The 9,674-nt window shown below is 72.0% G+C and carries 9 protein-coding genes and 1 pseudogene; all 10 read left to right on the forward strand.

Features of this window, described 5'->3' with window-relative positions; translation table 11 throughout:
* The first annotated feature begins 155 nt into the window (after window positions 1-155).
* The 10 genes and pseudogenes from ilvD to ACH4XV_RS26380 all read left to right on the forward strand — a co-directional run bounded on the left by ilvD (window position 156) and on the right by ACH4XV_RS26380 (window position 9,233).
* Window positions 156-2,009, forward strand: coding sequence for a dihydroxy-acid dehydratase (gene ilvD, locus ACH4XV_RS26335; RefSeq protein WP_379999112.1), 1,854 nt, complete (start codon window positions 156-158; stop codon window positions 2,007-2,009).
* Window positions 2,010-2,171: 162 nt separating this feature from the next.
* Complete coding sequence (locus tag ACH4XV_RS26340) at window positions 2,172-2,948, forward strand: ABC transporter ATP-binding protein (protein ID WP_395793877.1); 777 nt, start codon at window positions 2,172-2,174, stop codon at window positions 2,946-2,948.
* Window positions 2,945-3,680 (forward strand): annotated as a pseudogene (locus ACH4XV_RS26345) (ABC transporter permease). The gene ACH4XV_RS26340 and the pseudogene ACH4XV_RS26345 overlap by 4 nt, the downstream one beginning before the upstream one ends.
* Window positions 3,681-3,796: 116 nt before the next feature.
* Entirely contained in the window at window positions 3,797-4,606 is an 810-nt protein-coding gene (gene proC / locus ACH4XV_RS26350) for a pyrroline-5-carboxylate reductase (RefSeq protein WP_395793879.1), read from the forward strand.
* Window positions 4,603-5,250 (forward strand): HAD family hydrolase, encoded by a 648-nt coding sequence (locus ACH4XV_RS26355; protein WP_395793881.1) that lies wholly within the window; start codon window positions 4,603-4,605, stop codon window positions 5,248-5,250. Before proC ends, ACH4XV_RS26355 begins: the two co-directional genes overlap by 4 nt.
* A gap of 102 nt (window positions 5,251-5,352) precedes the next feature.
* Complete coding sequence (locus ACH4XV_RS26360) at window positions 5,353-6,558, forward strand: MFS transporter (RefSeq protein WP_395793883.1); 1,206 nt, start codon at window positions 5,353-5,355, stop codon at window positions 6,556-6,558.
* Window positions 6,559-6,590: 32 nt separating this feature from the next.
* Window positions 6,591-7,793, forward strand: coding sequence for an acetoin utilization protein AcuC (locus tag ACH4XV_RS26365; protein ID WP_395793885.1), 1,203 nt, complete (start codon window positions 6,591-6,593; stop codon window positions 7,791-7,793).
* Window positions 7,794-7,847: 54 nt separating this feature from the next.
* Window positions 7,848-8,666, forward strand: a complete 819-nt coding sequence (locus ACH4XV_RS26370) for a phosphatase (protein WP_395793887.1) — start codon at window positions 7,848-7,850, stop codon at window positions 8,664-8,666.
* A gap of 146 nt (window positions 8,667-8,812) precedes the next feature.
* On the forward strand, window positions 8,813-9,016 hold the full coding sequence (locus tag ACH4XV_RS26375; RefSeq protein ID WP_020549639.1) for a helix-turn-helix domain-containing protein: 204 nt from the start codon (window positions 8,813-8,815) through the stop codon (window positions 9,014-9,016).
* A gap of 118 nt (window positions 9,017-9,134) precedes the next feature.
* The gene (locus ACH4XV_RS26380) at window positions 9,135-9,233 is read left to right on the forward strand and encodes a 30S ribosomal protein bS22 (protein ID WP_012854759.1); all 99 of its coding nucleotides are present in this window, start codon (window positions 9,135-9,137) and stop codon (window positions 9,231-9,233) included.
* Window positions 9,234-9,674 lie beyond the last annotated feature (441 nt).

Genomic DNA, 9,674 nt, shown 5'->3' on the forward strand with positions numbered 1-9,674 from the left:
GCCGTCGCGCGCCCACGGGCACGACGGCCCGGCCGGCCCGGCGCTCGGGGTGCGCCGACGGTCGCATCGTGGACGGCCGCGCCGTCGTTCCCGGCCGCGGACGTAAGCTCGAAAGCACCCGGATCCACCGGTGAATTGCTGAGAGGGTGTGTGCAGTGCCGCAACTCAGGTCTCGGACGGTCACCCACGGTCGCGAAATGGCGGGCGCTCGCGCGCTCCTCATGGCCGCAGGCGTCAAGCGTGCGGACTTCGGCAAGCCGATCATCGCGGTCGCCAACAGCTTCACCGAGTTCGTACCGGGGCACACCCACCTCCAGCCCGTCGGGCGCATCGTCTCCGAGGCGATCTCCGCCGCCGGCGGCATCCCGCGCGAGTTCAACACGATCGCCGTCGACGACGGCATCGCGATGGGCCACTCCGGCATGCTCTACTCGCTGCCCTCGCGCGAGCTGATCGCCGACGCGGTCGAGTACATGGTCAACGCGCACCAGGCCGACGCGATCGTGTGCGTGTCCAACTGCGACAAGATCACCCCCGGCATGCTGATGGCCGCGCTGCGGCTGAACATCCCCGCCGTGTTCGTCTCCGGCGGTCCGATGGAGGCCGGCACCGCGGTGATGGTGGACGGTCGGGTGCGTCCGCACCTGGACCTGATCACCGCGATCGCCGACTCCGCGTCGGACAAGGTCTCCGACGAGGACTTGGAGCGCATCGAGGACGCCGCGTGTCCGACCTGCGGGTCGTGCGCGGGCATGTTCACCGCCAACTCGATGAACTTCCTGGTCGAGGCGATGGGCCTGGCACTGCCGGGCAACGGCTCGGTGCTGGCCACGCACACCGCGCGCAAGGCGCTGTACGAGGGCGCCGGCCGCACGATCGTGGAGATCACCAAGCGCTACTACGAGCAGGACGACGAGAGCGTGCTGCCGCGCAACGTCGCCACCCGCCAGGCGTTCGAGAACGCGATGGCGATGGACATCGCGATGGGCGGCTCGACCAACACGATCCTGCACCTGCTCGCCGCCGCGCAGGAGGCCGAGCTGGACTTCACCATGGCCGACATCGACGCGCTCTCGCGCCGGGTGCCGTGCCTGGCGAAGGTCGCGCCGAACAACGCGCCGTACCACGTGGAGGACGTGCACCGCGCGGGCGGCGTGCCGGCGCTGCTCGGCGAGCTGTACCGGGCGGGGCTGCTGCACGAGGACGTCACCTCGGTGCACGCCGACTCGCTCGCCGAATGGCTCAAGACCTGGGACGTGCGCGGCGGTTCGCCCTCGGCCGAGGCGGTCGAGCTGTTCCACGCGGCCCCGGGCTGCGTGCGCTCGGCCACCGCGTTCAGCCAGTCGGAGCGCTGGGACTCGCTCGACCTGGACGTGGCCTCGGGCTGCATCCGCGACGTGGCGCACGCGTACAGCCGCGACGGTGGCCTGGGCATCCTGTACGGCAATCTCGCCGAGGCGGGCTGCGTGGTCAAGACCGCCGGCGTGGACGAGTCGATCTGGACCTTCTCCGGCCCGGCGGTGGTGGTCGAGTCGCAGGAGGAGGCGGTCGACGCCATCTTGACCAAGCGGGTCAAGGAGGGCGACGTGGTGGTGGTCCGCTACGAGGGCCCCAAGGGCGGCCCGGGCATGCAGGAGATGTTGTACCCGACGTCGTTCCTCAAGGGCCGCGGGCTCGGCGCGAAGTGCGCGCTGATCACCGACGGGCGCTTCTCCGGCGGCACCTCGGGGCTGTCCATCGGGCACGTCTCGCCCGAGGCGGCGGCCGGCGGCGCGATCGCGCTGGTGCGCGACGGCGACATCATCACCATCGACATCCCCAACCGCCGGATCGAGCTGGAGGTCTCCTTCGAGGAGCTGGCCGAGCGGCGCGAGCACCTGCTGCACGACCTGGGCAAGTACCGCCCGGCGAAGCGCGAGCGGGTGGTCAGCACGGCGCTGAAGGCGTACGCGGCGATGGCCACCAGCGCGGACAAGGGCGCGGTGCGGGACGTGTCGCTGTTCGACTGACGCGTCGCGCGCAGCACGTTTTCGAAGGGGCGTCCCGGCTGCGGCCGGGGCGCCCCTTTCGGCTCACGGGGTCGATCGGCCCACATGGTCGCCCCCGTTGCCGCCTGGGTGAATCGTCGGGAATCGCTTGACGGCGCTTGGGGGGAAGCGCATATTCAACACATGATGAATTATGGCGAGGACGCGATCCGAGCCGAAGGGCTGCGGGTCGTGCGCGGCGGGCGCGTGGTGCTCGACGACGTCTCGTTCGCCGTGCCGCGCGGGAGTGTCACCGGGCTGCTCGGACCGAGCGGGTGCGGCAAGAGCACGCTGATGCGGGCGATCGTCGGCGTGCAGGCGCGGGTGAGCGGGCGGCTGGACGTGCTCGGGCTGCCCGCCGGGCATCGGCGGCTGCGCAGCGCGATCGGCTATGTGACGCAGGCGCCGTCGGTGTACGCGGATCTGACCGTGCGGGAGAACCTGCGCTACTTCGGCCGGCTCCTCGGCGCCTCGGCCGGCGACCTCGACCGGGTGCTGCGCGAGGTGGACCTGACCGATCGGCAGGACGCCGCGGTGGCCCGGCTCTCCGGCGGGCAGCGGGCCCGGGTGTCGCTGGCCGCCGCGCTGCTCGGGACGCCGGAGCTGCTGGTCCTGGACGAGCCGACGGTGGGCCTGGATCCGGTGTTGCGCCGCGACCTGTGGGGTCTGTTCCACCGGCTCGCGGCCGGCGGCGTCACGCTGCTCGTGTCCAGCCATGTGATGGACGAGGCCGAGCGCTGCGAGCGGCTGTTGCTGCTGCGCGACGGCGCGCTGCTGGCTGACGACACCCCCGAGGCGCTGCTCGCCCGCACCGGGACCCGGGACGCGGAGGCGGCCTTCCTGGCGCTGGTCGCCGCCGCCGAGCCGGAACCGGCCGCATCGACCGCCGCGACCGCATCGGCCCCGAGGAGCGCGTCATGACCGGCACCGCCACCACCGCCACCGCCCGCCGGGTGCTCGGCCAGTTGCGGCACGACCCGCGCACCGTCGCGCTGATGCTCCTGGTGCCGTGTGTGCTGCTCACGCTGCTGTACTGGCTCTACGACGACCGGCCGGAGCAGTTCGACCACATCGGCGGGCCCCTGCTGGGGATCTTCCCGTTCGTGGTGATGTTCCTGGTCGCCTCGGGCCACGCTGCGCGAGCGCTCGACCGGGACGCTGGAGCGGTTGCTCACCATGCCGATCGGCAAGATGCAGCTGATCGGCGGCTACGCGCTCGCGTTCGGGATCGTCGCGGTGCTCCAGGCGGCGGTGGCCACCGGGCTCGCGATCGGGCTGCTCGATCTGGACGTGGTCGGGCCGACCTGGCTGATCCTGTGCGTCGCGGTCCTGAACGCGCTGCTCGGGATGGCCCTGGGCCTGCTGGTGAGCGCGTTCGCCGACACCGAGTTCCAGGCGGTGCAGTTCCTGCCCGCGGTGATCCTGCCGCAGTTCCTGCTGTGCGGGCTGTTCGTGCCGCGCGATCGCATGCAGCCGGTGCTCGAAGCGGTCTCCGACGTGCTTCCGCTGTCCTACGCGGTGGACGCGATGACCCGGCTCTCCACCGAGCACGAGGTCTCCGGCCTGCTGCTGCGCGATGTCGCGGTGATCGCCGGCTGTGTGCTCGCCGCGCTCGGGCTCGGTGCGCTGACCCTGCGCCGGCGCACCCCCTGAGCGGCCCGGAACCCGCGTCGAGGCCCGCCCTCGGACACGTGTACGTACCGTACGGTGGCCATCGTGGGCACCGGGCGTGCCCCTGACGGACCAGGAACGCGAGAAAGTGTGGGGCCATGGCTCAGCGGGTCGCCGTCGTCGGCACCGGGAAAATCGGTGAAGCGCTGTTGTCCGGGATGATCCGGGCGGGCAAGAGCCCCGACGACCTCCTCGTCACCACCCGTCGCGCCGAGCGGGCCGAGGACCTGCGCCGCCGCTACGGCGTCGAGGCGGTGAGCAACGCCGAGGCCGCCAAGGCCGCCGACATCCTGATCCTGACCGTCAAGCCGCAGGACATGGGCGTGCTGATGGACGAACTGGCCCCGCACGTACCCGCCGACCGGCTCGTGGTCAGCGGTGCGGCGGGCATCACCACCAAGTTCCTGGAGGCCCGCCTGACCGCGGGCACCCCCGTGGTGCGCGTCATGTCCAACACCCCCGTGCTCGTGGACGAGGGGATGAGCGCGATCTCCGGCGGCGCGCACGCCACGGAGGCGCACCTGGAGCGGGTCGAGGAGATCTTCGGATCGGTCGGCAAGACCATCCGGGTCCCGGAGAAGCAGCAGGACGCGGTCACCGCGCTGTCCGGCTCGGGGCCGGCCTACTTCTACTTCCTGGTCGAGGCGATGACCGACGCCGGCATCCTGCTCGGCCTGCCGCGCGCCGCCGCGCACGACCTGATCGTGCAGGCCGCGATCGGCGCGTCGGTGATGCTTCGCGACTCGGGCGAGCACCCCACGCTGCTGCGCGAGGCGGTGACCTCGCCGGCCGGCACCACGATCGCGGCGATCCGCGAGTTGGAGAACCACGGCGTGCGTGCCGCGCTGCTCGCCGCCCTGGAGGCCGCGAGCAACCGTTCCCAGGAGATCGCCGAGGGCCTGTCGTGAGGCCGGAGCTGGTCCTGTTCGACAACGACGGCGTACTGGTGGACAGCGAGCCGATCGCCAACCGGGTGCTCGCCACGCTGCTCACCGAACTCGGCGTGCCCACCGCCTACGAGGACTCGCTGCGCGATTACCTCGGCGGCACCATGGCCCGGGTGCACACGATCGTCCGCGAGCGAGACGGCGTCACGCTGCCCGAGGACTTCGATCATGTCTACCACGAGCGGGTGTTCGCCGGATTCCGGGCCGAACTCGAAGCGGTGCCGGGGGTCGTCGACGTGCTGGCCGCGCTGGACGCCGCGGGCATGCCGTACTGCCTGGCCTCCTCCGGCACGCATGAGCGGATCCGGCTCGCGCTGACCCGCACCGGGCTGATCGGGCGTTTCCCCGAATCGGTGATCTTCAGCAGCCAGGACGTCGCCCGGGGCAAACCCGCGCCGGACCTGTTCCTGCACGCGGCGGCGACCATGGGCGTCGAGCCCGGGCGCTGCGTGGTGGTCGAGGACAGCCCGCTGGGGGTCGAGGCCGCGCGGGCGGCCGGGATGACCGTGTACGGCCACGCCGCGATGACGCCGGCGGAACGGCTCGCGGACGCCGACGCGCTGTTCAAGGACATGGTCGAGCTGCCAGGACTATTGGGCATTTGACGGATTTCGCCAGGTTTTGTCCGGTCGGCGAATCTGACGGTTCATCAAAAGATCTCCTCGGCCCCTGTCCGTGGAAGTGACCCGTCGGTAGCGTGCTCGCCCATGCGGGTGAGAGAACCGGCCGCCGGGTCGGCCAAGGACGAGACGCTGCGCCGTGCGCGGTTCAGCCTGCTCGCGTGCTTTTTGATCCAGGGCGCGTCCTTCGCGCTGCTCGTCACCCGGATCCCGGCGATCCAGCGCCGCTACGACATGGGCGACGGCACGCTCACCGCGGTGCTCTCCGTGGTGCCGATCGTCGCGGGCGTGGGCAGCGTGATCGCGGGCGCCCTGGCCCGGCGGTTCGGCAGTCGTACCGTGCTGCGGGTGTCCCAGCCGATCGTCTGCGCCACCCTGATCGGGGTCGGCGCCGGGGACGGGCTGTGGCAGTTGGCGATCGTGCTCTTCGTGTTCGGGCTGTCCCTGGGCGCGGTGGACGCCACGATGAACATGCAGGGCGTGGCGATCCAGGCCCGCGCGGGGCGCAGCATCATGCTCGGCTTCCACGCGTCGTACAGCCTCGGCGGCCTGGCCGGGGCGGGCGTGGCCGGACTGTGCGCGTGGGGCGGGGTGCCGCTGGTCGCGATGTACGCGGGCGCAGCCGCGCTCACCGTGCCGGCCCTGCTCGTGGTCGGCCCCGGCTACCTGCGCGCGGACGACGCGCCGCAGGTCGTGGCCGCCGACCCGGAGCGGCCCCGCCGCACCCTGCCCTGGCGTCCGCTGATCCCGCTGTGCCTGGTCATGACGTTCGCCTACATCGGCGACTCGACGGTGGCCAACTGGAGCGCGGTCTACCTGGAGAAGGTGCTGGACAGCTCCGAGGCCTTCGCGGTGGTCCCCTACATCGCGTACATGGTCACCACCCTCGTCGGCCGCAGCGTCGGCGACCTCGCGGTGCGCCGCTGGGGCATGGTCGAGGTGGTCCGCGGCGGCGCGGTGGTCGCGGCGGCCGGCTTCGCGGTCGTACTCGCCGCCCCGCACGCCGCGGTGGGCCTGCTCGGCTTCGTGATCCTGGGCGTGGGGCTGTGCGTACTGGTCCCGCAGACCTTCGCCGCGGGCGGTCGGCAGTCGCCGGAGGACGCCGACGAGGCGGTCGCCCGACTCAACATCTTCAACTACGTCGGCTTCCTGATCGGCACCCCGCTCGTGGGCGGGATCGCCGACCTGGCCTCGTTCCGCCTGGCGATGCTCGTGCCGCTGTTCCTGGTGCTCGCCGTACTGCCGCTCGCCCGCGCCTTCGCCCCGCACGGTGAACCCGCTCACGACCGATGATCGGGAGCCGACCCGGGCGGTAGCGTGATCGCATGAGTCGAGCGGTGCACGTGCTGTGGGACGACGGGATGACCGGGTACGACTTCGGATCGTGGCACCCGATGAACCCCGTCCGCCTGCGCCTGACCATCGACCTGATCCGCGCGTTCGGCCTGCACACCCTCCCCGAACTGCGGGTGCGCAGCCCGAAGTCGGCGACCGACGCGGACCTGGCCATGGTGCACACCGACGTGTACACCGCCGCCGTGCGCGCCGCCTCCCTCGACCCCGGGATCGCCGACGGCACGTTCGGGTTCGGCACCGAGGACACCCCCGCCTTCGCCGGGATGCACGAGGCGTCCGCGCTGATCGCGGGCGCCTCGATCGCCGCGGCCGAGGCGGTGTGGCGCGGGCCGGAACACCCCGACGGCGCGGACCACGCGATCAACTTCGCGGGCGGGCTGCACCACGCGATGCCCGATGCCGCGGGCGGGTTCTGCATCTACAACGACCCGGCGCTCGCGATCGCGCGCCTGCTCGAACTCGGCGCCGAGCGGGTCGCGTACGTGGACATCGACGTCCACCACGGCGACGGTGTGCAGCGGGCGTTCTGGAACGACCCGCGCGTGCTCACGATCAGCCTGCACGAGAGCCCGCGCTTCCTGTTCCCGGGCACCGGTTTCGCGAGCGAGATCGGCGGGCCGGACGCCGAGGGCTACGCGGTCAACGTCGCGCTGCCGCCCGGCATCGCCGACGCCGCGTGGTTGCGCGCGTTCGACGCCGTGGTGCCGCCGCTGCTCGCGGACTTTTGCCCCGACGTGCTGGTCAGCCAGCACGGTACGGACACCCACGTGGACGATCCGCTGGCCCACCTCGCGCTGAGCCTCGACGCGCAGCGCACGGCACACGCCGCGCTGCACGCGCTCGCCCACGAACACGCCGGCGGGCGCTGGATAGCCACCGGCGGCGGGGGCTACGCGACGATCGACGTGGTGCCGCGCTCGTGGACGCACCTGGTGGCGGAGGCGGCCGGCCATGCCATCGAGCCCACCCGCGAGGTGCCGCTCGACTGGCGCGAGGAGGTCCGGATGCTCACCCGCCAGGCCGGTCCGCACCGGATGACCGACGGCGGGACCGGCGATTTTCGGCCGTTCTCCACCGGCTACGACCCGGCGGACCGCACCGACCAATCGATTCTGGCCACCCGGCGGGCGGTCTTCCCGGCGCACGGCCTCGACCCGATGTTCGACCTGTGACCCGGTGGTCCCGACGCCTGCGGTGACCCCGACCCGTGACCCAAGGAGCTGTGCGTGACCGTTGCGGTTCCCACCCCCTCGGAGCTTCGCTCCCATCTCGTGCGCGGCCGGATCGCCGGCGACGTGGCGACCACGAGGGAGAACAACCTCCGGCACTACCGACTGATGAGCGAGCGGCATCCCGGCCATCTGTTCGGCCTGGAGCCGGACGGTCGGTGGACCGCGGACGACGTACTCGCGCTGATGGTGCGCCGTTGCGGAGTGGTGGCCGACCCGGCCCACCGCAGCGGGCAGGACACCATCGACCCGGACCTGACCGTGGCCGCGCTGGACGCGTACGCGGACCGGATCGCGCTCGCCGCCGAGCGTCGTGAGCGGGTGATCGTGGCCACGGGCCACCCGAACGGCCTAGGCGAGTGGTACCGCACGCTGGCGCGCGTGTTGTGCGAGGCGGGGTGTACGCTCCTGCGCCCCGCCGCCGGGTGGAGCTATCGCACGCCCACGGCCGAGGGCGGGCAGGGTCGCGCGATCCGGTATCGGGGCGACGTGGCGATGGTGGTGGACGACGCGGGAGATTTCCGGCACACCCACTCCGCGCGCGGGATCCGGGCGATGCTGGCCGAGCTGGCGGCCGGGTCCGAGCCGCTGCCGGATCTGTTGATCGGGGACCACGGCTGGGCCGGAGGCGCAGGTCAGGCGGGGGTTGCGGCGATCGGCCTCGCGGACTGCAACGACCCCGCGCTGTTCGTGGCGGCCGAGGAGGGGCGGGTCGAGGTGGTCGTCCCGCTGGACGACAACGTGGCGCCACACCTGTACGAGCCGGTCATGGCGTACGTGCTCGATCGGTCCGGACTGTCCGGAATCGATCGGTAAAGCAGCCTGATGGGCGATTCAGGTGGGATAACTACTCCTCTTCCCCACTGGTACCACACGCCACTACTCTGGAGGGACGCACGTGCGTGTGGCAGTCGCCGGAGGGGAAGCCGGCGCCCGACGCGTGCTGAATGGTTCGGTGCGTCATGGCTTCTGGAGAGAGGCCTCTCAACGAGGTCAACTTCTTGACTGTGGCCGAGGTGGCCGCGGTGATGCGGGTGTCCAAGATGACGGTGTATCGCCTGGTCCACAGTGGCGAGATGCCGGCCATCAGGGTTGGTCGGTCCTTCCGAGTTCCGGAGCAAGCCGTCCACGACTACCTGCGAGACTCCTACGTGGAAACAGCGTAGGGGGGCATTACGGACCGCCTCGTTTAGAGGTGGGCCGGGGCGGCGAGTAGGCTGACCCCAGTTGTGCGGGCTGATCCGGCTCCGCGCGGTAGAAACGTCACGTGAGCGAGGGTTGTCGGTGGGCTCTGTCATCAAGAAGCGTCGCAAGCGCATGGCGAAGAAGAAGCACCGCAAGCTTCTCAAGAAGACGCGTGTGCAGCGTCGCAACAAGAAGTAGGCATCCCACCGGCTTGCGCCGCTGAAGCCTTGGGCGACCGCCCGCCACGCTCCCGAAACGGGGGCGCGACGGGCGGTCGCCGTGCGTTCGGGCGCGTGCGCGCGCGGGGGGATGGACGCACCGGGTTCGCGCCCCGGCCGCCGCGCCCCGGCCGCCGCGCCCCGGGGCCGGGCCCGGCGCCTTGGCCCTTGGCGCCTCGGGTCCGGTGCTCCGGGACGGGAGGCTCGGGTCCGACGCTTCGCGCTCGGACCCCGGGTTCGAAGGCTCGGGTTCCGCTCTCCGAGTTCGCCGAGCCCGCCGCCCCGGGTCCCCGCCCGGGGGCCGCCGCCCCGAGTTCGTGCCTCCGGGTTCGCGCCCCGGGCCGGTGCTCCGAGCCCGCACCCCCGGCCCGCGCCCCGGCCCCGCGCCCCGGGCCGGCGCTTTCCGCACGCTCCGCGCCCG

The sequence above is a fragment of the Embleya sp. NPDC020630 genome (assembly GCF_044334985.1).
GTDB lineage: Bacteria > Actinomycetota > Actinomycetes > Streptomycetales > Streptomycetaceae > Embleya.

Coding starts and splice junctions, on each gene's coding strand:
- ACH4XV_RS26340 (WP_395793877.1), top strand. CDS start 2,172: ATGATGAATTATGGCGAGGACGCGATCCGAGCCGAAGGGCTGCGGGTC.
- proC (WP_395793879.1), top strand. CDS start 3,797: ATGGCTCAGCGGGTCGCCGTCGTCGGCACCGGGAAAATCGGTGAAGCG.
- ACH4XV_RS26360 (WP_395793883.1), top strand. CDS start 5,353: ATGCGGGTGAGAGAACCGGCCGCCGGGTCGGCCAAGGACGAGACGCTG.
- ACH4XV_RS26365 (WP_395793885.1), top strand. CDS start 6,591: ATGAGTCGAGCGGTGCACGTGCTGTGGGACGACGGGATGACCGGGTAC.
- ACH4XV_RS26375 (WP_020549639.1), top strand. CDS start 8,813: ATGGCTTCTGGAGAGAGGCCTCTCAACGAGGTCAACTTCTTGACTGTG.